This is a genomic window from Xanthomonas sp. NCPPB 3218 (assembly GCF_056725185.1).
Genome location: NZ_CM161516.1, coordinates 1769650 through 1791796, shown reverse-complemented (window position 1 = coordinate 1791796; position 22147 = coordinate 1769650). Strand labels below are relative to the sequence as shown.

The window sequence follows — 22147 nt, the reverse complement described above, 5'->3', positions numbered from 1 at the left end:
CATGGCTCTCGGCCCCGGCGAGCAAAGCGGCGCGTAGAACCCATGCTCTTGCGAATCCCCAATTCCTAATCCCGAATCACGTCGCTCCAAGCATCCGCATCAAATTCGGCACTCCCCTGCCCTGCACATAGCGATCGCGCTGCAGGTCGGTGCTGGTGTCCAGCATCAGCTGCTTGACCCGATCCGGGAAGCCGATGAACTCGCGGCGGGCGGAGAGGAAACCAGCCAGCACGCCGGAGACGTGCGGTGCGGCCATGCTGGTGCCGCTCATCTCCACCATCAGGCTGGCCGGATCTTTCGGGTCGAAATCGTAATAGGCCGACAGGATCTTTTCGCCCGGCGCCACGACATCCGGCTTGCCGCGTCCATCGGCGGTCGGCCCGCGCGACGAAAAATACGACACGCCGTAATTGTGCGGGCTGCTCTTGTGCACCGAGCCGACCACGATGGCGTCTTCCAGATTGCCCGGGTCGCTGATCGACAGATCCATGTTGGCCGGATACGCATCACCATCGTTGCGCATCAACCAGGCCAGGCCTTCGTTGCCGGCGGCCACCACCACCAGCACGCCTTGCCGCCATAGCCGCCGCAACTCGTTGCACAGCGGCGTAAAACCGCAGCCGTAGCTCTCCGGATCGAAGTAACCGCCCAGGCTCAGATTGACGCCGTGGATGACCAGCTCGCCGGCGCGCTCGTTGATCGCTGCGACCTGCTGCACCGCCTTGATCATCCACGAATCACGGCCGTTGCCGGCATCGTCCAGCACCTTGAACCCGTACAGCTGGGTGTCCGGCGCCATGCCGGCAAACTCCAGCGGTTTGCCCGGGTTGCCCTGCGCGTCGGGAATCACCGCGCGGCTATGGCCGGCGATGATCCCGGCGATATGCGTGCCGTGCCCGTGCCGATCCAGCCGAGCGAAGGCATCGCCGTCGGCGCGCGTCAATCGCCTGGCTGCACCCCGCCGCGTGCAATCCCATTGCGCGACCACCGTGTCGCGCTCCCCCTTTACGAAGAAATGCGGGTGACTGGCTGCGATACCGGTGTCCAGCACCGCCCAGCCGATCTGTTGCCCGCGCGCGCGATACGCGGTGCGCGCCGCATCGGCATGCAGGACGTTGCCGGACACGTTGATCAACGCGCGCTTGCCGGCATCGCGCCACACGCGCCGGAATCCCAGCGCGCGGTAGCGGTCCTGCAGCGATTCGATCTCGAACCGCGTCAGCCGCGCCGACACAAACCGCTGCAAGCCATCTTCCAGCTCGATCGCCTCGTCCAGCGCATCGCCGCTCAAGCCGGTGGTCGCTGCAGCGGTCTGGCGCAACTGCGCCAACAGCAGCGCACGCGTGGCGGCCGGGTCGTCGCCCAGCAACCGGCGATCCAGCTCGATCAGCACTTCGTGCCGATACTCGGCGCCATGTGCTTCCAGCTGCTCGCTGAGATCCTTGATCAGCACCGCATTGGAGACCGGTTGGTCGAAGCCGACGCCCACCGCTTCGCGCACCGCCGCGCGCACCTGCGGAATCGACAGATAGCCCGAGCCCGAATGCGCGTTGTGCTGCCAGTCCGGATTCAGGCGCGCACCCGCGAGGTTTTCGAAACGCCCCTTGGCGTTGGCGATATCGTCGCCGAGATCCGGATCCAGCGCGATCGGGTCGCGCGTGTCGGCCACGTTGATCCAGCGCCGTACGCACGCGGGAAACGGCAGCTTGCGTGTGCCGGTCCAGCGCTTGAACATGCTGCGCACCTGCGGCAAGCCCAAAGGCGAGCCCAGGGTCAGGAACAGGCTGACCTCGCACTCTTCCGCCTGGAGCTGACGCAACACGTCAAAGGCGATCATCGATCCCTGGCTGTGCGCCACCACCACAAACGGCCCGCCACCCGAACGCAACCGCTGCGTCAGGCTCTCGCGCATCAGCGCCGCACGCTCGGGCACGAAGAACAAATCGTGCACGTCCTGCAGCAGCGCGGCGGAGATCAGCCGCAGCAGTACGCGGTTGATCGCATCGATCGGACCTTTGGCCTGCACCTGGCCCGCCGCCGGCATCGCGGGCGCGGCATCCAGTTCGTCCAGCAAGCGGTGCAGATCGACACGCTCTTGCTCGCTCTGCGCCAACGCATCGGCGAGCAGATGCAGATCCTGCTCGCCTGGCACCAGCCCAAGCGTGCTCAGGGCGCGCTGCACGCTCTGATTGAGCGCCGGGCCGACATCGCGCGCATCGCAGTTACCGGGTTCGGCAACGGGATAGCGCTCGCGATTGACCCAGTACGCCAGGCGCGTGCGCTCGCCCATCGGCCGCCCGAACAAGGCCTTGTCCCACTGACAGCGCAGCACCTCGGCCGGCGGTTTGTTGCCGATGCCATGGATGTAGATCACGGTGCGCGCCTTGCCCTGCACGCGCGTCAGTACGGTGTCCTGCGCCTGCTGCTGCGCAGCCTTGACTGCGCGTCGAGGCCTGGGGGCGTCGACGCCCGGTGCGCGTTTGCGGGGCGTACTGCGTGCCTGCCGCGGACCTGGGGGCTTGCCTGTCGCCATCGCTTCGCTCCTTGATTACCAGACTTTTCCGTCCGATAGGACTGAAGCCACTGTAAGCGCTGCACGTCTCACCACTTGTGACAGGGCGCTCCGATCCCTACACTGACCAGGTCAGCGTTTTGATGCTTTCCCCGGGGGTGCACTGGTTTCGACGGGGGTCGCGAAGTCGCTTGGCGCATGCCGAGGGGGCAGCTTTCCTCGTTAATCCAGCAGCAAACTTTTAGTTGCCAACGATGACAACTATGGTTCGGACTTCGCTATCGCCGCTTAATTGGCTTTAGTTGTAGTTCTACAGCCGCCTAAGGCGAACCCCCGAACCTACTTGTGCCCGTGCTCGTAGGTGTAGGGTCATTATCACGGAACCATCGGTAGTGGCTGCCTGTCAGCTACCGGTTAGATAAAGCAGGCTGGTTTCCAGGTGCGCTTTGCCAACCGTGCTGCCTGGGAATGAGATCCAACGGAGGGCTAAGCATGTAGTGCTGGGGATGGAGTGCTTCCGGACGGCGGTTCGATTCCGCCCACCTCCACCAATGAGCGGATCTTGAAGATCCGAAGAAGGCCGGGAACCCCCTTAAATCAAGGGTTCTCGGCCTTTTTTATGTGCAGAGCAGTGCGTACGTGAACGTATCAGGCTATGCGACGTTGGGGGTACATATTGGGGTACCTCGCCACTTGGCAGACTCTGATACCCCCAATGCCCCTCACCGACCTCGCAATACGCCGCGCCAAGCCCGCCGACCGCCCGCAGAAGCTCTCAGATGGCGGCGGCTTGTATCTGATGGTCGCTGTGAACGGTGGGCGCTATTGGCGCTGGAAGTACCGGTTCGCAGGCAAAGAAAAGCTGCTGGCCCTCGGCATCTATCCTGAGGTTCCGCTGGCCCTTGCCCGACAGCGCCGCGATGAGGCTCGCCAGCTATTGGCCCAGGGCATCGACCCGGGCGAGCACCGGAAAGCAGCAACGGCAGCGCGTGCAATCCTCGGCGCCAACACTTTCGAGGTGATCGCCAACGAGTGGCTGGAGAAGCGCAACTGGGTGGATGGGTACCGCGTGAAAGTCGTCGGGTGGTTCACGAACGACGTGTTCCCCTACATCGGCGCGCGACCGGCGGCGGAACTGGAAGCGCCCGAATTCCTGGCCGTGGCCAGACGCATCGAGAAGCGCGGCGCCTTCGAGTCGGCGCATCGGATCATGCAGAACTGCGGCCAGGTCATGCGATACGCCATCGCCACCGGGCGTGCCAGCCGCAACCCGGTGGCGGATCTGCGCGGCGCGCTGAAACCAACGCCCGAACGCCACCTTCCGGCGGTGACCGATCCGGACGAGCTGGGGCCGCTGCTGCGCGCCATGGACGGCTACAAGGGCAGCCACGTCACGCGCTGCGCTCTCGTGCTGGCGCCACTGATGTTCGTCCGGCCGGGCGAGCTACGGCAGGCCGAGTGGTCGGAGTTCGACATTGAGGCCGCTCGGTGGAACATCCCCGCCGACAAGATGAAGATGCGCCAGCCCCATGTTGTCCCGCTCTCGCGCCAGGCGCTGACTGTCCTGGCGGACCTGCAGCGGCTCACCGGTGCCGGCCGCTACCTCTTCCCCAGCACCAGGACGAAGCTGCGGCCGATGTCGGACAACGCGGTGAACGCGGCGTTGCGCCGCATGGGCTACGAGGTAGGCACGGTGACCGGCCACGGCTTCCGCGCCACAGCCCGCACGATCCTCGACGAGGTCCTGGGATTTCGGCCGGACATCATTGAGCACCAGCTGGCGCATGCAGTGAAGGATCCTAACGGCCGGGCTTACAACCGCACGACACATATCGCAGAGCGCGTGCGCATGATGCAACGTTGGGCTGACTATCTCGATGATTTGAGAATCCGTCGCTAGCTGCAACACCACGAAGTTGCAACCGCCCCTCTTCGCGGAGCTGAGGTCGGATCCTCACTCGCCCTCACTGAGCCTGATTGGTAAACATGTCCTTTGGCACGGTTCTGATTTCTGATCGATCGCTACCATCGCCTGCCCAACACGTAATTGCCTGGCATGCAGCACTCTATCCCGTCTGTTAGTTCGAATAAAAACACTTCGCGCGTGATGAGGCACCCAGTCATTAGGCTAGCGATGATCTGCACAATCATGGCGCTTGCTTACTTCTCCTGGCTGCCCTTCCCGTGGCGAATGCCAGTAGTCGGCCTAATCGGTGTTGCGGTAGTTTGGGCAGAGACACGCGATAAATGGGCTTGCGGCCTAGCATGGCAGCGATTCAGCCCGACCATCGGGTGGGCGGCGCTCTTGGTGTTGTTTGTGGTCGCGATTGTTACGCCAGTCGTCCAGCCTCTTATCGACTATCTAACGGGTACCAAGACTGACTACAGTGCCTACGGAGCACTTCGCAACAACGCACCGGCGGCAATACAGCTCGTCGCTTATGCGTGGGTCAGCGCAGCGATCGGAGAGGAGCTGGTGTTTCGAGCGTTTCTTATGCACCAGGTTGATGCTCTATTCAAGCGCATTGGTCTTGGCCGCATCAGCGCAGTGGCCGTTGGCGGAATTGTGTTCGGTGTTATGCACGCCAATCAGGGACTCTCGGGGATTCTCCTCACGGGTATCGTCGGCGCAGGTTTCTCCTATGCGTATTTGCGCTCGAAACGCAATTTGTGGGCCCTCATACTAGCCCACGGATTAGTGGACACCTGGGGAGTCACCACGCTCTATCTTGGATGGTATTGAGTACTTATTGCCCACGCCGCATCTAAGCCAAGTTCGCCAGCGGCGGGGAGAAGGCAGCTAGCCGAGAGCTCACTGCAACGAAAAATGGAGTCTTCGGCAACGAGAAGCTGACCAACTTTGCCATGGAATTGGGAGACTCGGCTTACATCGGCGTGGATAACAGATAGCAGCCTCTCAAATGTCGCGATCTGGATCCTGGAGGCCATGCCAAGCCAACATCTCATCGAGCCGCCGGGATACGAATTCGGAATCGCCAGCTGTTGCGGCGCTGTCCTCAATCAAATCTGCCATGTCAGCAAAGGCCTTCCAAAAGTGGCACCGATCGGGGCTGTTCTTCAGCAGCGGCTGGACTGCGGCGTCCAGGTTGTCGAGGTGGGTTCGCAGTTGGGCTCTGTCCATGCCCGCAGCATTGGCACGGCCGTCTCATCGCCTGAGACGCCGCCGCGTAGACTGCGGACATGGACACCACGCCCCCAAGCCTCTTTGAACAGCTGCAGCAGCGGCTGGCGTGCGCTTCCGAACCGCTGGAAGTGCTCAATCAGTTCGAAGCTGAGCTGCTTTATGCCTTCCCAGGCGAGGCGACCGCAGTCGTAGAGCTGGTTGCGTCATGGGGTTTCGGCTTGGCGTGCTTACGTAAGAGAACCTCGAAGGCCTCGTCTAGCCCTACTTTGGTCTTAAGCCGGCTTATCTGACACGCCCTTCGCGCAGGCTGCCTTACAACAGGCACTCCCCCGCATGTGTGCCGAGTAATGAACAACAGCGCCGCCTATCAGGAGCTCAAGCAGAAACGGGACGAGGCTCTCCAAGAGCGGAACAAGGTTGTTGCCCTACTTGCCCGACTCTTTCCTGCTGGGATTTCGAACAAGCGGATCCCTGACGGGCATGGAAACGTCAAAGGTTGTGTCCTCATTGACCTGCCCACGGGACAAATCTCTTGGCACTTCGCTGACGAGGACGCTGACCACTTCCGAGGCCTTCCCTCGTACCTTGGCGAATACGATGGGCACTCACAGGAGGAGAAGTACAAGCGGTTAGAACAGTGGACCCGCATGCTCGATCTGGGAGAAGCGCACACGACCTGGCGTGCATATAGCACTAGAAAAACCATTGCCGACTAGTCGGCGGCATCCCAGAAAGCAAGAAGGCGCTTAATTGCGTCAGGCTTGTCACCTGCGGCAACCAACGCGAGACGCGTCCGGTCCCACCGCTGTGAGCTGACCTGCACAATCGAACCCGGATTGACTTGACGGCATGCCATCTGCCATTGCGGAAAATGCCGTTCTGTGATCGGTCCGTAGTACACCTCGGCAATCAGGTCATGGCGGGTTGATTGCTTGATACGGTCGTACGTCCGAAGAAGATGCGTTGGCGCGCCCTCGATGTACTGAAAAAATCGCCGCCCGTCGTAAAGCAAGACGCCTGTCACGGAATTCTGGGCGTTGAGAGCACTTGCCGATATCAGCAGGCGATCAATTTCCCCGATGGACCAAGGTCGACGAACTTCACTCACGTACGCAACGGCGTGAAGAGGGAGATTTTTCAAGTAGTCACTCTAGGTGTGACCTGCTGGCTGCCTCCATGCAAGCAGATCAAGTAATGCCGGCCACTCCCCCAGCCGGTTCGTGCGCCAGTATCGTGCCTGGCATCACACTTCACAAGCCATTACGGCGAATGGGCAGCTTGCGGCTTGCCTATAACGCCTCGCCGAGCCCCCGAGGTGTCTAGCGATGATAAGCAACCCAGTCTCATCGGCTGAGACTGGATTGGAAGGCTTTGGGGTGACCAGCAGGCCGTTTAGGGACGGCCTCCTCAGCCTCGCCGCGCGCGAAAGAAGAAATAGCCAGCCCCCACCAAGGCGACAACACCTACATACAGCCCGAACTGGCCGTTGTCCCGGCGAGCCTCAAGTGCACCTTTCGGGGTCACAACCGTCTTCCCGTTGAGCTCGAGTCCCCAAAGCTCTGGATCTGCTTGGTCGCCGCTATAGGTCACATGTACTTGGTTTCCCACTTCCATCTCACGCCACAGCGCATCGATGTTCGGCAGCACGCTCGAGTACTCGAACTCCGACGCCTCAGGCTTCAGCGTGAAACGAACGCTCTGAAGGCGCATTTTTCTTTGAGTCGCCTCAGCATCGACAACTATGCCCCGCGCTTCCTTCAGGTCACTGGGAACTTTTGAAGGCTGGCCAAAATACGAAATAACGCTAGCAATCGTGACTGCCAAGCAAAGTGCGGCGATGATTGTGAAACGTGTTCTGTGCGGATGCATCTCGATATCCGAGTCAAGAAGGCGCCGCGATCCTGCGGCGGCGCGCATTTTTCCCTGACCGGCTTGGATCGTCAATCAATCATTGGTCATACGTCACGCCTGCCTGTCTCCAGCCGTAGCGCACCACTCAAGCTGCCGAGCGCTCAGCGTTCGCCAGGCTGGCTGCTATTGTACTGTCCGTTGCCGCCTTGATTAGGGCCTGGAGCTTCCAGCCCTCAAGCGCCTGGGTCGCCTCCGCGCCGGGATATCGGATGGCGTACGTTGGCGCGATCAGGTCGGCAATGGGTGCCGCCAGCACGCCGAGGGCGTCGCCGCGGGCCGCGACTCGGAATCTCACCGTGAGGTATCGTTGATCGGGTTTCAAATGATCGTGATCTGCTGCGTGAGCGGGTCTGCCTTGATGCCATCAGCAGATGCACGCCCTGCTGCGAAAGAAGAGCAGTCATGTCGTCGGGCGTCTCCACGCCGACCTAGTGTGTGGGCCAGGATTCGTAGCCCATGACGTGAACCGCGTCGAGCGATCAGCCCTCGTTGGGAACACGCTTATTCGGCCTCGATGCGCTACGCGTTCTCACGCGCTACGCCATGGGTCCCCCTGACTTTTTTCACTGCGATTACTCAGCCGCGCAGACGTAGGCTTGCGCCCTCCCACCCATGAGTCGATTCGATGCGTCATATCTTGCTTTTATTGGCCTTATTATCAGCCTCCTGGCCAGTCGCAGCGGCATCCTCAGCTACACGCCAGGCGCTTACCGAAATACGCCGGCATTCGAAAGAAACCAGCTCAGACGCCGTCGTGATCCGCCATCGCGGAACGACCATGCTTGATCTGGATTCCGCTCGGTCCGGCCAGCCCATCGAGCTGATGTCCGCCACCAAGTCAGTGGTAGCGCTGGCGATCGGGCTGCTCATTGACGACGGCAAGTTGGCCTCGCTCGATGAGCCTGTCTACGGCATCTATCCGGAGTGGGCACAGGGCCGCAAGCGCGACATCACTGTGCGCATGCTGCTCAACCACACCTCGGGCCTGCAGAATGTACCGAATGCCGGCGCGGAACTCGAGCCCGCACCGGACTTGGTCAAGCTGGCGCTGGCGGCGGAACTGGACAGTGCGCCAGGTACAGCCTTCTCCTACAACAACAAGGCCACCAACCTGCTGGTAGGCATCGTCGAGACGCTATCGGGCCAACCGATTGACCGCTACCTGGCGCAACGCATCTTCGCCCCGCTGGACATTACCCGGTTCACCTGGACCCGCGACACCGCCGGTAATCCGATGGCAATGTCAGGGCTGGCGCTGTCGGCTGACGACGCGGCCAAGATCGGCGAGTTGCTTCTGCGCGATGGCGTGACATCGGACGGTCGGCGTCTGCTGCCTCACGAATACATCCTCCAGCTCCAGGCGGCAAGTGAACGCTCGCCCGAGGTGGGGCTACTGTGGTGGCGTATTCCGGCATGGGAGCGCTACACCCTGAGGGCCGATGCCAAGAACTTGTTGCAGGCCAAGGGCGTCGCCGCGGACATGCAGGCGGCCTTCGTTGGCCTGGCTGGACGGACCTACGCCAGCAAATCCGAGATCCTCGCAGCAGTGGGCGCCAAAGTTGGCGACAGCTGGGCCGCTCGTTACGGGCCAGAGGTCATCGGCAAAGGAATTAAGTTGGTAGACCTCTTCGACCTCGAACGCGGGCCTGTGGAGGCGTACGCTGCCAACGGCTACCTGGGCCAGTACATCGTAATAGTGCCGGCCAAGGGCCTGGTCGCGGTCAGGCAGAAGCGCCGCGTGGATGAGCATGTTTGGCCACGTGATGACTACCAGGATTTCTTTGCAGATGTGATGCGCCTCGCAGAGACGATACGCTGAGCAGACTCACTATAGATCCTGGTTGGCTCAGACAGACCTGATCCGCTGCGCTATTAGATATTGAGCCTAGCTGCGAAGCGGCTGGGCTGACCTGCAGCGTGCCACTGCCGCACCGCGGCCTCGACCATCCCCCTAGCAACCGTGGCATCCCGATCGAATGCGCGCGGGTATACGTAATAGTCGATGTAGCCGATTTCCATCGCCGGCTGCACCACGCACGAGAGGTGAAGCAGGAGTTCGCCGTAATCCTCTAGGGCCGACGGTAGCCCCAGCTCCTGCTCCACTTCGGTGGCAAGCTGGCGCGCCGCCGTCCGCATGGTATCCACCGCAGCCACACCATACTTGCGCAGGTCATTGGCAAGCTGCGTGGCAGTGGGTGAACCGAAGTAGACGGGGACGATTGTGGGCATCTTGGCGCCCCGAATAGGTGTGTCGGCACGTTCAACCTTTGCGATCTCACAGGCTGAGACGCGATGCCGCACCCTTCAGGCTGCTACCGGCCCGGCATCATCCAGATCAGCGGCGATCGCTGCATCCGTTGCCGCCTTGATCAGCGCCCGGAGCTTCCAACCGTCCAGCGCCTGCTCCGCCTCCGCGCCGGGATAGCGGATGGCGTAGGTCGGTGCGATCAGATCGGCGATCGGTGCCGCCAGCACGCCAAGTGCGGCGCCGCAGTCCTCGACCTGGAAGGTCACGGTGCCGGTATCGTTGATCGGATTCCATACGATGGTGATCTGCTGCGCGAGCGGGTCCGCATCCGGGTCCGGCGTCACCACGTTTGCATCGTGGGCGGCGCGGGTAGCTGCCTTGATGCCCAGCAACAGGTGTACGCCAGGCTCGGTGACCGTCTCGCCCGGCACTTCCGCGACCGCGCCGGTGGCTGGGTCAACCTCGGTCGTCGAGGGCGCGGTGATGTCGTAGCTGCGGCCGATCAGGTCGCTGATCTGCACTGTGAGCACGCGCAGGAAGAAGCGCTCCAGCGTCTGCGTCCAGCCATCGGGGTGTGGCTTGGTGGTCATCTGCTCGAGGTGGAACTCGACCGGCCCGTCGTTGGTGGCCGGGTTCCATCGGATCTCGATGCGTGGCGACACGATCTTTGTCTGCGTGCCGAAGGTTGGGTTCTCGCTGATAAGCATGGTCAGTATCCAGTGACGTCGAGGATGGGAGCGCGCACCCAGGCTTGACCGTAGTTGCCCGGGGGTGGCTGTGGGTTGTTGTCGGAGCCGGTGCGCAGGTCCTGGGCTGTATCGATCGTGGCGATGGATGCAACGTTGCTCTTGATGTTGACCACGCCCTTGCGCCAGAGCTGCTGCACCTGCCATTGCGGGCCGCCGCCAATAGGGCCGCCGATCGCCAGCATGATGTTGCCCGTGGATCCGGCCAGCGCGGCATAGGTCCGCCCGGCCGGCAAGGTGATCGACCCGCCCTGATTGGCATTGCCCTGCAGCAGCGCCCGTACCTTCATGTACTTCAGCGTGGCGTCGAAATGCACCTGATCCGTATCGGGATTGGTGATCACCAAGTAGTCCCGACGTCCAAAGTTCGGCTCGTCGAAGACGTAGGCGGTAAAGCTGCCGCTGGTGGTGAAGCCGGTGAACGTGAAACTGTTCCCGCTTTGGATGCGCGCGGCGAGCACGGCATTGCTCTCCCCCAGAAACGCGAGGGCAGGATTGGTGCCGGCGACCGTCAGGCTCCAGGTTTTGAGCACGCCGCTGCCTGTGGGCGTGAGCGTCTGCTTCGACGCCAACGCCAAGTTCTTCCAGGTTTCAGAGATGACAACGCGGTTGGGGCCGGCCTCGAAAATTGCATAGGCCATCAGAACCTCCCGTAGAACAGGGTGCCGCCGGCGCGTGCCGTCAACGTTGCAGAGGGCGACACCCAGCTGATGGTGTTGCCGTCGTCACTGAAATACGGAAGCAGGCTGTTGCCGGCCCCGGTGTCGGCCACGAACCAGTAGTACAGCTGGTTAGCGCTTCCGGTGACCGGTACCAGCACCGAGCCATTGCTACCGCTGGCGATCGCAATGGCTCCCATGTGCTGCGTCAACAGGTCCGAGTCGGGCTGATCGGTGATCTGCAACAGCACGACGCCGGTGTCGGCGTCGTTGATGATCAGGACGTTGGTCATGTCACTCCATAGCCGAGCGCCACCACACGGCGGCCGTTGGGCGCATAGGCGTAGAACTTCCCGCCGACGAACTCGTTACGACCGCCTCCAGGTGTGGCGCCGATGATTTCGACCACGTCAGCAGAGAAGGTGATCTTGCCCAGAACCCCATCATTGACTGAACGCATGCCGACCACTTTCTTGTTCACGTCCAGCGCCCAGGTGTAGGAAGCGAAGTAGCTCGCGACGCCGTTCTCGTTGACCGTCATCCGCGCTTCCAGCGCCTGCGTCGCTGAGGCCATCGTGTTGACCGCGTTCTCGTCCGTGTACAACGTCGAGACCGCGCCCGCCTCAAGCTTCACGCGACGGAAGCTGACGTTGGCGTTGGTCTGCTCACAGATCAGGCGCACCCGAATGGTGGTCGTCCCGGCAGCAGGCGGCGCCGACGCAACAATTCGCTGCCACGTCCCTACGATCGACGAATCGGTTGCAACTGTCGCGCCGCCCACCGGCTGCCCCGATGAGTTGAGGTAGCTCAGTTCGATGCGCGCCGTCCCAACAGAGCTATTGCGGTACACGTCCGTTGCCACCGTGTAGGTGCCTGCGGGCGCGGCACGATCCTGCACCGCTGCGAGTCCGTTTGCAGTGGCCTGGTTGAAGCCGAACGCAAGGTAATAGCCGAACCTCGCCTCGTTGGCGATCGACATGCCCGTGGGCAACGTCCAGCCCAGAGAGCCCTGCGAGAACGTCGGATTGACCAGCATGTTGCCGTTGACGTTGGTCTTGGCCGTGACGCCGGTGATCGCCGTACCCTGCGCCGTGATCTGGTTGCCCTGCTGCGTCACCTGACCCTGCAGCGCCTGCACCGCGCTGGCGTCTGCCTTGCCCGCAAGTGTCGACTGCACGGTGCTGATCAACTGCGACAGCGAAGAAACGTTGTTCTCGGCCTGCGTCAGGCGCGTGTTCATCGCCTGCACCACTGTCGAATCCGCCTTCCCTGCAAGGCTGGATCTCACGCCACTGACGTCCCGCGCAACGATCTGCAGCTCCCGCTCCACCTGCTGCACGTCGGTGGTGACCTGCTGCAAGGCCAAGCCAATCGCACCCACCGCCTCAGCCAGGCTCGCGTACTGCCCGATCACCGTCCAATACGCAGTGTTGGTGATGGCTGTGCCAGCTGGCACAGCTTGCCTTGCGACGTACAGCCCGCCGCTGTGCTTCACGATTGAGCCATCCGGCCAAGCCTGATCCACCCACTCCGGCGCATTCACCAGCGCCTCTAGGTTGGCCAGGTCTTGCGCCTGCTGGAAAAGCTGGTCAGCCAGCTCCCGGTCGCGTGCGGCCGCCTCGAGGAAGCCCTGGCGGATTTCCTCGGTCGTCTTGTCAATCGCATGCTGCATCTCCTCCTGCAGCTCGCCCAGGTTCTTGCCCAGCGTCTTCGTGACGTACTTGGCCGCCACCGACAGCGTGCCGTTGGTGTTCCGGGCGCGGACGGCGAACGTCCACTTGCCCGAGGACGGGATGGGCGAGTCGAACGCACCGGTGTGGTAACCGCTATCGCCTACCGGCGTCATGGCGTCCCACGCCGGCATCGGCGCGCCCTGCTCCGGGGCCTGGGCGTAGCGGATCTCCGCACCGGCCAGGTTGGCCGACTGGATGGTGTCGTTGAAAAAGCCCCAGGTGTAGCGCCGGATGCCGCCGGAGATCTCCTCCACGTCGAACAGGTCGTAGTTCACCGGCGGCGCGTCGGCGCCGATGGTCGTGTAGATCAGCGAGGCGCCCACGCCCATCTGCCCATCCGGGCCGAACGGGCGCACGTTGAGCGTGTAGGTGCCGGCGCGCGGGATGCGCCACCGCGCCGTGCGGGTACGCGTCTGTGCCACTTCCACCAGCTCGCCATTGCCGTCCGACGCCGAGGCGTACACCACCGCGTGATCGAACGGGCCGGTGATGTCGAAGGTGGCTACCAAGTCGGTAGCCGTAACGTCACCCGTGGTGATCAGATCCTCGTTGATTGCCAGGTTGCTGAGGATCGGCCGGGTTGCCAGCGATGAGCCATTCTCCGGCCGAATGTACTGTCCGGTCTTGACGTAAATCCAGAACTCGGGGCCCTCCGGCACCACGTTGATGCTTGCGCCTTTGAGATCACTCTCCGGCTCGATCACCACCACGCGCGCGCGCAGGCCGGGTGTGGCCTTGAAGTCGTAGATCCACACCGTGTCATGGGCCGGGTTGTCCTGCCAGCCCCCCTGCACCATCGAATCCTCATAACCCTCACCCGGCAGCGGCGCATCATCCGGCCATTCTTCGATCAGCTGGATGGTGTCCGTCGCCTCGGTGAAGTTGCGCACGCGGAAGGTGCGATACACCGCCTCGCCCGGGATGCGCAGGCCGATAAAGGCGCTGCGCGCATCTGGTGGCGGCACGGGCTCGTCCAGCGTCAGCGTGACCGTGCCCAGTAGCTCGCTACGTTCTGCCGCGACGATGCGCCCGCCGAAGCCCCACTGCGTGAGGTCGTGCGAGATCGACAGCATCGACATGCGGCGATAGGACAGGTACTGCAGATCCTGCGCGAACCCGATGTCCTTGTACTGGAACAGGCTTTGCGCGAGGTGGTAGCGCGCCATTTCGGCCGCATGTTCCTCTCGCCCAATGCCCTCACCGGTGAGCCGCGCAGGGCTGAGCATATCTTCGACCTTGACGCCCGGTGCCGGCACGCGCAGCATCTCGACCTTCTTGGTCGTGCTGTCGAAATAGCTGTACTCAATGCCGTCGGCAGCGCTGGCCAACGTGTAGTCCACGCTGAAACTGCCTTTCTTCATCTCCGCCATGTTGACCACGCCCGAGAGCGGCTGCTCATCGGCGGCCCACACCACAGAAAGGCGACCGCCGGCCCAGGTGGTCTGCCCCATGCCAACCAGAGCGATCGCCTGCAGTACCTCGTCGTGGTTGCGCTCTTCGGTCAGCCAGTAGTCGTAGGTGTAGCCGTTCGCCTCGCAGTGGCCCATGAAGCCCTGCAGCGACTCGATGTCGATCTCTTCGTCGCTCTTTCCCATGCCGGCGATGAGCTTGCCGTTCTGGTCGTAATAGCCGCGGACGTAATTGAGGATGTGGGCGCCCGGGTTGCTCGTCTCCTCCGTTACCCAGCTGCCATTTCGCCACACCGGGATCGGCGCGGCGATGTGCTCGGCGCGCAGTTCATCGGGCTGCCCGTTGATCTGGCCGGTGGCCTTCAGCAGGATGCCGGTGCGCGCCAAGCCGGCGTAGGTGGCAGCGTCGGCCTGCACGCTGCCCATCGTCGACCATTGGAAGTCGTTGCGCTGGGTGTTGTCACCCTCGTAGTTTCCCTGCCCCAAGATGCGCACGCGCACGTCGTACTGCCCCTTGGGCACATCTGCGGACACGGTCGCCCGCTTGCTGACGTCCAGCTTGTCGCCAGTGAACGTCTGCGTGGCCAACGTGGCCCAGATCCCTGTGCCCGCAGGCGCGTATTGCACCTGCACGGTTTCGGAGACGTTGTAGGCCTTGCCCGAGGTGCCCACACCGCCCAGCACGTATTCCAGGTTGATCTGGATGCGCACGGTGTCGGCGCTGGTGGTGCGGGTGACGAAATCGGCCGTATCCGGCAGCTCGCCACCGTCGGTGGTGTCCACGTTGCTGTACAGCGGGATGGTCTCATCCGGCATTTGGCTGTAGCCGGAGTGATAGACGCTCACTCCCTCGTAGCTGGACAGAGGCGTGTTGGCGTTAGTGAACACGCCTACGCGGCCCACGCCGATGCCCGGCGTGAGCACCATGCCGATGTACTGGTTGTCGCCCTCATAGAACGTGTAGGGCTTGCTGGCGAAGTCGGGGGCGATCGGCATGCGACCAAACAGCAGGCCCACCGGCTCATACGGGCGCAGACGGTTTCGCGGCGCTGCCAGGCTGTAAACCGTGCCGGCCGTACTGGGGCCGGTCGGACTCTCTACCTTCGGGCCCAACACCTTGTTGATCACCAGCGAGCCGGCCACGAAAACCGCAGACGCGGCTAAGCCGCCCCAGGCGCCTGCCACAGCACCGCCAGCACCCGCGATGCCGAAGGTGAAGTAGGTGAGCGCGATCATCGCCACGATGTACAGCGCATTCCTGCCAACCGCGCCGCGCACCTCGATGACCTGGCCATCCTTCGGGTAGACGTAGGCCCACAGATGCCGCGGCACGACGCGACCGCCGATCGAGACCGTCCATTCCCCCTCGTCCAGGTCGATCACATGCCGGTGCAGGAACTCGCACAGACGCTCACCCGGCTGCAGGTCCATCGCAATATGGCGCTGCCCTTCCAGGGTGACCGGGTGCGGCGTCAGCACCAGCTGGCCGTTGCTCGCAGGCGTGGTCATCAGACCCATGTGTAATACCCCTCAATGCGTGCGCCGTAATCCGGCAGCTCGCGTGCCCGATGCAGCCAGCTGCTGCCGAGCGCGCTCGTTGTGTGAAGCACCCACCCCTCGTGGGCTAGGTAGAAGAAGATGCCGACGTGTCCGGGCCGGCTCTGGCCTTTGTCGAACATCAGCACCAGATCGCCGTCGACCGGCTTATCAGTGGGCACGGCGTACGCCCGGGACAGCTCGCCGAGGGCTGCCTGGCCAGCAGCACCGCGCGGGCGTCGCGCCGGCATCTGCACCACCCGGCCGAAAAGCTCCTGCTGCACCTGCACCACCAGGTCTGCGCAGTCGTAGGTGTCGGCGTCGTAAGGGATGTTGAGGAACCGCTCAACCTCGCTGGCCTGCATCAGAAAATCCCCGGCAGCGTGTGTGGATTGGCGCGGAGCTTCACAGCCTGCTGGCGCATGAAGAAGTCCGCGCCGATCTGCGCGGTGATCAGCGGGCCGGCAGCACGCACCCTCGTCATCGGCAGATAAAGCCGCCGAGCAATGACGTCGGGCTGGGTACGGTCGGTGATCAGGACACGACACATCACGACCTCGTTGGGCTGCACGCGCTCCAGATCGTCGGTGATGCCGCGGCCCACGTTATCCACCTCGAGCTGAGCCCGAGGCGTCTCGCCGGCTGAGTCGGCCGGCGGCGCAAAGCGGAATGGATACCCCATGTACGTATTGCCATTGCTAACCCAATCCTGAGTGTCGTTGGCGATGCGCAGCACCGCGCCCATGGATGGCGCCGTCATTTCCAGCAGCTCTAGCGGCCCATCTGGATCTGTCACGCGCTGCCGGCGTTCAAGGAAATTGCTCATCGCAGGTACTCCATGACGGCCTGCCGCGTGCCCTGGGTGAAAGCTGAATTGGTGGCCTGAAGACGACCGATGGCACCACCTTTGAAGCGCGCGGAGATCTGCTTGCGCGTGCGCGGGTGGACCATCGTGAAGTACCCCACGCGGCCGATTTCGTCGAAGTAGAATTCATCGAACGCGACCATTGACTCGGCAGTCAGGAACACCATAGTGACTGGAAGCTCCACCATGACTCGCGTGTTGATGATTGCCTGTTTGGCTGGGCCGCGCTCCATCTCGGTGCGCTGCACTGACGGGTCTGGCTCTTCACCTAGATCGTTGGTGAGAAGCCTAATGTTTGCCGGGAGGGTGGCCATCAGGCGAGCCCCCTCGTCGATAGAGTTGGGGGCATGAAACATCCTCAGAAAGCAACCGGAGTGATTGATGACAATGAATAAAAAAGACTTCGACGTGCTAGGGCATCTCACGTCGTTGAACATCCTGGTAGCGATTGCGCTTGCGACAGCAATCCATGACAAAGCTGACGCACGCACCCTTGCGTTCAAACTCATCTCTTCAGCAGAGCAACAGGTGGCCGATGTATTCACGGATCTGAAATCAACCATCGATCCCGAAAACCTCGCCGCGCTGGATGCCTCCGCTCGCCTGAATCTGATGAACGTAGGCGCGCTGGTGGACACCTTCCTGACTCATATGGGCGCTGCGCCGAGTAGCGGCTAACTCAGCGTCGCTCACGTACGTCGAAGCGCGACTTCGTAGCTCCTGCCGTGCGCCCACCGCTGGCCATGTCGTCCGAGATGATGTTGATGACGTATTTCCTGAGCTCTGTGCCGTCGGGCATCGTCGACCGCTGCTCTCGCGCCTGCACCTGATTGCTTGAGTAGTTGTCGATCTCGATCTTGGTCTCCGGGCTAGCCGAGCTGCCGCCTCCCGAAGCCATCGGCGCTGCCGGCACCACCTGGCCGCGGTTACCCGGAATCAGGTAGCTGCGGCCGCCCTGCTGGAACAGCTCCGGATCGCCGCCTTCGCCCACCTCGTACAGCGAGCCCGGCGCAACCGGACCACCATTCGCGCGGCCGCCGCCGAAGCTCATCCAGCCACCACCGGCAAACGACCCGGCATTGCTGCCGAAGTTGAGGTTGCTGCCCGCGCCTGCGGCGGTGCCAGTCCACGACCCACCTGCACCGCCGCCCGTCAGCCCGCCCATGACGGTGCCGAGCAGACCGACCGCAGCCTGCTTCGCGGCATAGCGCGCTAGGTCGGCAATCATCGAGTCCACCAGGCTGCTGAAGGAAAACTTGCCGGTCTGCGCAAACTGCACAAACTGGTCTTCCCACGAACTCAGGCTGTTGGACAGGAATGAGCCGGCCTGCCCGTATGCATTGGCCGCGCTGAACTCGTAGTCCTTCCATACCTGCATGAAGCCCATGCGCCAGTCACCCAACATGGCGAGGCGCTGCTGCTGGTAGTTCCGCTCAATGCCGAGAGAGTTATTGAGGCTCGTGGCCAGCTTGAGCGTGTCGTCGTCGTACTGTGCTTTACGGACTGCAAGCGCCTCTTCGCTGAGGGTGTTTCTATCGCTGTTGTAGGCCTTGTCGAGCTTTTCCTGCTCGCGCAGGTACTCGCGCTGGATATCCAGTTGCCGCTGAAGCACCTGCGTTTCGTCGGTGCCCCTACCCATTCCGAGCAGGTCAATGTCCGCCTGCTGCTGCCGTTGGTCTTCCAACTGTGCCAGCCGCTCAGTGAGCGCGATGCTGGCCTGCATGCCTCGCTGCCGCTCCACTTCGGCCTGAGCCTGTGCGTCGGTAGTCTCCAACTGCGGAATCAGTGCCTGCAATAGCTGCTTGCTCGCCGCCGTCATGGTGTTGGTCTCGGCCTTGAGCAACTGCCGTGCCTGGATCACCATGCGATCACTGGCCGACACCTTGTCGCCGCTCTTTGCCAGCTGCTCATTGGCGATGATCTGCCGCTGCACGCTGGCGATGAAGCTCTGCGCCGCGTTGTCGTCCGTGTTCGCCTTGCCGATGCCCTCACGCTGATTGAACTGCTTGTCCACCTGCGCATTCGACTGCGCGATCAGCCGCTGCATCGATCCGTCGAAGTGGCGTGCGTCGCTGTCTGGCAGCTTGTTGTAGATCTCGATGATCTTGTTGAGCGCGGCCTGCTTTGCGCTCGCCCGATCCAAGCCTGCCATTCGAGCGTTCAGAGCCTCGGATGCAGCCTTCTCAGCTGCTTGGCTGTCGTGCAAAACCTTGTTGTAGTCCTCGACCGCCTTGCGGTTGTCGGGAGCCTCTTCGTTTACGGCCGCCGGCAGTCCGTATGGATTGCGCGCCTGAGCCGACAGCCGGCCCATCTCATCCTTCAGGCCGGCCAAGAGGGCGAAGCCGGTACGCGGACCTGCGCTGGCCAGCTTCGCGATCCAGGAATCTTGCAGCCCGCTGTTCCGGCCGACATCCGTGAGCGCGCCGCCGAAATTGACCAGTGCCCCCCAGGCGCCGCTGATCTCGTCCTTGATGGTGCGCCACCCTTGCGCCATCCCGGGCATGACGGCCTCGGTCTGGTTCGCAACGTTGATGGATCGCTCGTAGTACAGCTGCAGCGCTTCGGCCACGGCCTCCTGCTGCCGCCCCTCTTCCTGCAACGTGATGATCCGCTGCAGCTGTGCGGTGTTGAGAAAGCCTTCCTGCTTGTTGAGCTCCACCAACGCATCCACAGGATCACGTGCGATGCGCTGGAACGCCTCGACGGTCTTGCTGGTGGCGTGGCCGGTGGACGCCTCCATGCGTGCCGCTGCCTCGGCCACCATCGTGAACTGCTTGCCGGCGAACTGGCCGGAAGCAGCGACAGCATTCAGCGCATCAAGCGCCCCGCCTCGCGTCACGCCCTTCAGATTTTCCAGCTCCGAAACCAAGCCGCGGAACTGGCCACCGCTGATATCCGCATTGCGGCCAGTGAGTATCAGGTTCTTCTGGAAGTCGAACAGCTCATCCTGGCTTTGCTTCAGCGCCACCGCCATCGCGACTGCAGCGGCAGCCGACAATGTCATCGGATTGACCATGCCCAGTACGTAGGACGAGACGGCCCTGGCTGCCGGGCCGATGCCGCCGAGCTGGTCCTTCAGCTGTCCACCCTGCTGGATCGCCACCATCCAGATAGGCTGCCCGCTCACGATGCTGGTGACGATGTCGGTCATCTGCGCTGGGATCATGCGCATCGCCGCGGCCGTCTGGCGTGCGGTCATGCCGTACTGCTCGGTGGTGTTCTTGGACTTCAGCAGCGCCTGCCGGCTCGCCTCGATCTGCGCCTGGTATTGCTGCATCACCTGCGGCTTGATCAGCCCGAGGTCGCCGGCACGCTCCAGCCGCTCCTCCATCTCGGCCAGCCGGTTCAAACCGGCAACGGTGGGATCGATCTGCGCGAGCAGGCGCTTGAGGTTGATCTCCTGCGCCTGCGCCGCCTCCGCCGCCGCACGTGCCTGGTTAGCGGTGCGCGCCTCGGCCTCCTGCAGCGCACGTGCACGCGCCATCATCCGTTCCTGCTCGGTACCGGCGCGCGACATCGCCGCAGCCTGCACGTCGATGCCCGCCGCCGCATCGCGCGCAGCCTCAGCCAGGGCACGATCCGACAGGTTCGTCGTGCGGCCTGCTTCGGCATAGGCCATCGCCTGCTGCGCGACGCTGCGGTAGCGCGCCTCCTGCTCTGCCAGCTGCCGTTCCAGCTTCTGTGACGCCGCGGCAGATGCACTCGCATCGGCGGCGGCACTCTTGCCCGCCGCACTGTAGGCCTGCAGTCCAGCCGCCGCACCGGTGAGACGGCCTTCCATGGCCGCCAGCGCCGAGACGATCTCCGCCTGCGCGCGGTTCATCGCCTGTAGTTCGGTGATTACCGTGCCGGTACCGACGCCGATCCGCTCCAGCGCTCCGCCCAAGCGGTCGCCGAGCACAACGGCTGAGCGGTCGATCGAGCGGGACATCGACTGGAAGTAACGCTCCAGCCGATCTGCTGATCCACTGGCCTTGTCGGCGGCGGCGGCGTTCTGGTCCAGTGCCCTGGTGCTTTCGACCAGGCCACTCGAATCGACTTTAAAGCCAAGTTCGGCGATATCCATCAATCAGCTCCAGGTGTTGCTCGGTTCCGGCGGCCGCTCGCGCGCCGCTGCTTGTTCTTCGCGCACGGCACGCAGGTAGGCGTCGTCCATCGCCATGAGCATCTCCACCTCTTCGGGGAGCACATCGCGCAGCAGCAGGCGCTGCCACGCGTCGAGTTCGGCGTAGGACAGCGCCTCAGGGCCGGATCGGCGCCGGCCTGAGATCAACCAGAACCAGTCCCACACGTGGGTGGCTTCTTCTGGCATGTCGACGGCAGGCGCCGGTTCGTCGAAGCGGGCGTTGCGCTGCCGCCGCGTCTCGCCCTTCGCGTCCGGCATGTCGTACCGGACGGTGAGATACGTGGCGTCAGCTATCCGCGTCTTCAGCGCTGCGAAAAAACTCCGCGCGGTTGCCCAGCTCCACCTCCAGCTGGTCGCCGATCCACGGCAGTTCCTTCAGCACCTTGCGGACAGCTTCATCGGAAAGCGGCGGCTTGGCCCCGTGGAAGGTCAGGTCGCCCTGCCATTCCCAGGCGCCCACAGAAGCAACCAGCATGTCGATGCGGCCCTGCTCCATCTTCTCGGCGGTGATCTTGCCCTTGCCCATCAGGCGGTCGTTCAGCGCCTTGCGGCTGGCCGCGCGCACATTCGGGTGGGTATCGGGCAGCAGGGTGATGCGCAGGCCCACAGGAGCCTCGGTGGCGGGGTGCTTGATGTCGATGGCGCGCTCGGCGGCAACGATGGTGGTCAATTCGGTCATGAGTGATCCTTTGCGATCAATCCGGAGAGGAAGCGGGGGAAGCCGGCCGGATCAGATCCGGCGTGTCAGGCGGCTGCCCTATCCCCCGCTGTTCGGTTACGGGGTGACGGGCGCCGGCACTTCGATCGGCACCTGGTTCAGGGCGAGCGAATAGACGTGCAGCACGAAGTCCTCGTTACGACCGCCCGGCGTGCGGGGGCCGGTGACCAGCCCTCGCAGGTACTCGATTTCGCCGGACGGGCGCTCGACCTTGAAGGCGTACGCGTCGGTGACCGACGGCAAGCCGGCGGCACGCATGGCGACCTGTCCCGGATCGTCCAACACGCGCGCCACCTCGACCTCGGGGTCGCCGGCATTCGAGATGCCCTTGCCCTTCAGTGCCACAGCGGTGTCCCACGTGTCGTAGGTGACGATGTTGGTGGTCAGACCGCGCTCGCCCACGCTGCCGACCTTCTTGACCTGCACCCAGGTCAGCGCCGCGAACTGGGTCTGGGTCAGATCCTCGTTCTTCGGCGTGGCGCAGATGTAGAGCTTGGAACCGCTGTTGGTTTGTGCCTCAGCCATTGCTGATATCTCCT

Annotated in this window: 22 protein-coding genes and 1 other RNA gene; 7 read left to right on the top strand and 16 right to left on the bottom strand. The window is 63.1% G+C overall.

Annotation, left to right across the window (positions count from 1 at the left end; all coding sequences use genetic code 11):
• Window positions 1–76: 76 nt before the first annotated feature.
• Entirely contained in the window at window positions 77–2533 is a 2457-nt protein-coding gene (locus AC1PLS_RS07940; protein ID WP_184434079.1) for a S8 family peptidase, read from the bottom strand.
• 133 nt (window positions 2534–2666) lie between these two features.
• Here AC1PLS_RS07940 and ssrA point away from each other — a divergent pair.
• The 3 genes from ssrA to AC1PLS_RS07925 all read left to right on the top strand — a co-directional run bounded on the left by ssrA (window position 2667) and on the right by AC1PLS_RS07925 (window position 5255).
• Window positions 2667–3063, top strand: a transfer-messenger RNA (tmRNA) gene (gene ssrA, locus AC1PLS_RS07935).
• A 104-nt stretch (window positions 3064–3167) separates the two neighbouring features.
• Window positions 3168–4412 carry a tyrosine-type recombinase/integrase gene (locus AC1PLS_RS07930; protein ID WP_481104373.1) on the top strand — a complete coding sequence of 415 codons (1245 nt, stop codon included), beginning with the start codon at window positions 3168–3170 and terminating at the stop codon, window positions 4410–4412.
• A gap of 291 nt (window positions 4413–4703) precedes the next feature.
• On the top strand, window positions 4704–5255 hold the full coding sequence (locus tag AC1PLS_RS07925; RefSeq protein ID WP_481104482.1) for a CPBP family intramembrane glutamic endopeptidase: 552 nt from the start codon (window positions 4704–4706) through the stop codon (window positions 5253–5255).
• A 174-nt stretch (window positions 5256–5429) separates the two neighbouring features.
• On the opposite strand, the gene AC1PLS_RS07920 is transcribed toward AC1PLS_RS07925, so the two are convergent.
• Window positions 5430–5654: a hypothetical protein gene (locus AC1PLS_RS07920; RefSeq protein ID WP_481104372.1), complete on the bottom strand. Its 225-nt coding sequence runs from the start codon at window positions 5652–5654 to the stop codon at window positions 5430–5432.
• A gap of 59 nt (window positions 5655–5713) precedes the next feature.
• On the opposite strand from AC1PLS_RS07920, the gene AC1PLS_RS07915 reads away from it, so the two are divergent.
• Together AC1PLS_RS07915 and AC1PLS_RS07910 are read left to right on the top strand one after the other, a co-directional pair.
• Window positions 5714–5947 carry a hypothetical protein gene (locus AC1PLS_RS07915; protein WP_481104371.1) on the top strand — a complete coding sequence of 78 codons (234 nt, stop codon included), beginning with the start codon at window positions 5714–5716 and terminating at the stop codon, window positions 5945–5947.
• A gap of 57 nt (window positions 5948–6004) precedes the next feature.
• Window positions 6005–6373 carry a hypothetical protein gene (locus AC1PLS_RS07910; protein WP_481104370.1) on the top strand — a complete coding sequence of 123 codons (369 nt, stop codon included), beginning with the start codon at window positions 6005–6007 and terminating at the stop codon, window positions 6371–6373.
• Here AC1PLS_RS07910 and AC1PLS_RS07905 read toward each other — a convergent pair.
• A complete protein-coding gene (locus tag AC1PLS_RS07905) occupies window positions 6370–6765 on the bottom strand; it encodes a BLUF domain-containing protein (protein ID WP_481104369.1) in 396 nt (131 codons plus the stop codon). The genes AC1PLS_RS07910 and AC1PLS_RS07905 overlap by 4 nt on opposite strands.
• A gap of 299 nt (window positions 6766–7064) precedes the next feature.
• On the bottom strand, window positions 7065–7601 hold the full coding sequence (locus tag AC1PLS_RS07900; protein ID WP_481104368.1) for a hypothetical protein: 537 nt from the start codon (window positions 7599–7601) through the stop codon (window positions 7065–7067).
• 745 nt (window positions 7602–8346) lie between these two features.
• Between AC1PLS_RS07900 and AC1PLS_RS07895 the strand changes: the two genes are divergently transcribed.
• Window positions 8347–9387 carry a serine hydrolase domain-containing protein gene (locus AC1PLS_RS07895; RefSeq protein ID WP_481104367.1) on the top strand — a complete coding sequence of 347 codons (1041 nt, stop codon included), beginning with the start codon at window positions 8347–8349 and terminating at the stop codon, window positions 9385–9387.
• 53 nt (window positions 9388–9440) lie between these two features.
• Here the strand turns inward: AC1PLS_RS07895 and AC1PLS_RS07890 are convergent, their stop codons facing one another.
• From AC1PLS_RS07890 to AC1PLS_RS07855, 8 genes are all read right to left on the bottom strand, one after another.
• The gene (locus AC1PLS_RS07890) at window positions 9441–9797 is read right to left on the bottom strand and encodes a hypothetical protein (RefSeq protein ID WP_481104366.1); all 357 of its coding nucleotides are present in this window, start codon (window positions 9795–9797) and stop codon (window positions 9441–9443) included.
• Between the two features lie 75 nt (window positions 9798–9872).
• Entirely contained in the window at window positions 9873–10478 is a 606-nt protein-coding gene (locus AC1PLS_RS07885; RefSeq protein ID WP_481104365.1) for a hypothetical protein, read from the bottom strand.
• Window positions 10479–10525: 47 nt separating this feature from the next.
• A complete protein-coding gene (locus AC1PLS_RS07880; RefSeq protein ID WP_481104364.1) occupies window positions 10526–11203 on the bottom strand; it encodes a hypothetical protein in 678 nt (225 codons plus the stop codon).
• Complete coding sequence (locus AC1PLS_RS07875) at window positions 11203–11514, bottom strand: hypothetical protein (protein ID WP_481104363.1); 312 nt, start codon at window positions 11512–11514, stop codon at window positions 11203–11205. The genes AC1PLS_RS07880 and AC1PLS_RS07875 overlap by 1 nt, the downstream gene beginning before the upstream one ends.
• Window positions 11511–15881, bottom strand: coding sequence for a TipJ family phage tail tip protein (gene gpJ, locus AC1PLS_RS07870; RefSeq protein WP_481104362.1), 4371 nt, complete (start codon window positions 15879–15881; stop codon window positions 11511–11513). Before gpJ ends, AC1PLS_RS07875 begins: the two co-directional genes overlap by 4 nt.
• Window positions 15872–16264, bottom strand: a complete 393-nt coding sequence (locus AC1PLS_RS07865; RefSeq protein WP_481104361.1) for an NlpC/P60 family protein — start codon at window positions 16262–16264, stop codon at window positions 15872–15874. The genes gpJ and AC1PLS_RS07865 overlap by 10 nt, the downstream gene beginning before the upstream one ends.
• On the bottom strand, window positions 16264–16725 hold the full coding sequence (locus tag AC1PLS_RS07860) for a DUF1833 family protein (protein WP_481104360.1): 462 nt from the start codon (window positions 16723–16725) through the stop codon (window positions 16264–16266). Before AC1PLS_RS07860 ends, AC1PLS_RS07865 begins: the two co-directional genes overlap by 1 nt.
• Window positions 16722–17078 (bottom strand): hypothetical protein, encoded by a 357-nt coding sequence (locus AC1PLS_RS07855; RefSeq protein WP_481104359.1) that lies wholly within the window; start codon window positions 17076–17078, stop codon window positions 16722–16724. The genes AC1PLS_RS07860 and AC1PLS_RS07855 overlap by 4 nt, the downstream gene beginning before the upstream one ends.
• 67 nt (window positions 17079–17145) lie before the next feature.
• On the opposite strand from AC1PLS_RS07855, the gene AC1PLS_RS07850 reads away from it, so the two are divergent.
• Window positions 17146–17442 carry a hypothetical protein gene (locus AC1PLS_RS07850; RefSeq protein WP_481104358.1) on the top strand — a complete coding sequence of 99 codons (297 nt, stop codon included), beginning with the start codon at window positions 17146–17148 and terminating at the stop codon, window positions 17440–17442.
• A gap of 1 nt (window position 17443) precedes the next feature.
• Here the strand turns inward: AC1PLS_RS07850 and AC1PLS_RS07845 are convergent, their stop codons facing one another.
• The 4 genes from AC1PLS_RS07845 to AC1PLS_RS07830 all read right to left on the bottom strand — a co-directional run bounded on the left by AC1PLS_RS07845 (window position 17444) and on the right by AC1PLS_RS07830 (window position 22133).
• Entirely contained in the window at window positions 17444–20830 is a 3387-nt protein-coding gene (locus tag AC1PLS_RS07845) for a phage tail length tape measure family protein (protein ID WP_481104357.1), read from the bottom strand.
• A 3-nt stretch (window positions 20831–20833) separates the two neighbouring features.
• Window positions 20834–21148 carry a phage tail assembly chaperone gene (locus AC1PLS_RS07840; RefSeq protein ID WP_065031480.1) on the bottom strand — a complete coding sequence of 105 codons (315 nt, stop codon included), beginning with the start codon at window positions 21146–21148 and terminating at the stop codon, window positions 20834–20836.
• A gap of 28 nt (window positions 21149–21176) precedes the next feature.
• Window positions 21177–21569, bottom strand: coding sequence for a hypothetical protein (locus AC1PLS_RS07835; protein WP_481104356.1), 393 nt, complete (start codon window positions 21567–21569; stop codon window positions 21177–21179).
• Window positions 21570–21665: 96 nt separating this feature from the next.
• Window positions 21666–22133, bottom strand: a complete 468-nt coding sequence (locus tag AC1PLS_RS07830; protein ID WP_047124396.1) for a hypothetical protein — start codon at window positions 22131–22133, stop codon at window positions 21666–21668.
• Window positions 22134–22147: the final 14 nt, after the last annotated feature.

Bases quoted from the DNA above. Each gene is read 5' to 3' on its own strand.
- AC1PLS_RS07850 (WP_481104358.1), top strand. From the start codon at position 17,146: ATGACAATGAATAAAAAAGACTTCGACGTGCTAGGGCATCTCACGTCG.
- AC1PLS_RS07915 (WP_481104371.1), top strand. From the start codon at position 5,714: ATGGACACCACGCCCCCAAGCCTCTTTGAACAGCTGCAGCAGCGGCTG.
- AC1PLS_RS07860 (WP_481104360.1), bottom strand. From the start codon at position 16,725: ATGAGCAATTTCCTTGAACGCCGGCAGCGCGTGACAGATCCAGATGGG.
- AC1PLS_RS07880 (WP_481104364.1), bottom strand. From the start codon at position 11,203: ATGGCCTATGCAATTTTCGAGGCCGGCCCCAACCGCGTTGTCATCTCT.
- AC1PLS_RS07830 (WP_047124396.1), bottom strand. From the start codon at position 22,133: ATGGCTGAGGCACAAACCAACAGCGGTTCCAAGCTCTACATCTGCGCC.
- AC1PLS_RS07875 (WP_481104363.1), bottom strand. From the start codon at position 11,514: ATGACCAACGTCCTGATCATCAACGACGCCGACACCGGCGTCGTGCTG.
- AC1PLS_RS07940 (WP_184434079.1), bottom strand. From the start codon at position 2,533: ATGGCGACAGGCAAGCCCCCAGGTCCGCGGCAGGCACGCAGTACGCCC.
- AC1PLS_RS07895 (WP_481104367.1), top strand. From the start codon at position 8,347: ATGCTTGATCTGGATTCCGCTCGGTCCGGCCAGCCCATCGAGCTGATG.
- AC1PLS_RS07920 (WP_481104372.1), bottom strand. From the start codon at position 5,654: ATGGACAGAGCCCAACTGCGAACCCACCTCGACAACCTGGACGCCGCA.
- AC1PLS_RS07845 (WP_481104357.1), bottom strand. From the start codon at position 20,830: ATGGATATCGCCGAACTTGGCTTTAAAGTCGATTCGAGTGGCCTGGTC.
- AC1PLS_RS07890 (WP_481104366.1), bottom strand. From the start codon at position 9,797: ATGCCCACAATCGTCCCCGTCTACTTCGGTTCACCCACTGCCACGCAG.
- AC1PLS_RS07855 (WP_481104359.1), bottom strand. From the start codon at position 17,078: ATGGCCACCCTCCCGGCAAACATTAGGCTTCTCACCAACGATCTAGGT.
- AC1PLS_RS07835 (WP_481104356.1), bottom strand. From the start codon at position 21,569: ATGACCGAATTGACCACCATCGTTGCCGCCGAGCGCGCCATCGACATC.
- AC1PLS_RS07865 (WP_481104361.1), bottom strand. From the start codon at position 16,264: ATGCAGGCCAGCGAGGTTGAGCGGTTCCTCAACATCCCTTACGACGCC.
- AC1PLS_RS07910 (WP_481104370.1), top strand. From the start codon at position 6,005: ATGAACAACAGCGCCGCCTATCAGGAGCTCAAGCAGAAACGGGACGAG.
- AC1PLS_RS07840 (WP_065031480.1), bottom strand. From the start codon at position 21,148: ATGCCGGACGCGAAGGGCGAGACGCGGCGGCAGCGCAACGCCCGCTTC.
- gpJ (WP_481104362.1), bottom strand. From the start codon at position 15,881: ATGGGTCTGATGACCACGCCTGCGAGCAACGGCCAGCTGGTGCTGACG.
- AC1PLS_RS07925 (WP_481104482.1), top strand. From the start codon at position 4,704: ATGCCAGTAGTCGGCCTAATCGGTGTTGCGGTAGTTTGGGCAGAGACA.
- AC1PLS_RS07930 (WP_481104373.1), top strand. From the start codon at position 3,168: ATGCGACGTTGGGGGTACATATTGGGGTACCTCGCCACTTGGCAGACT.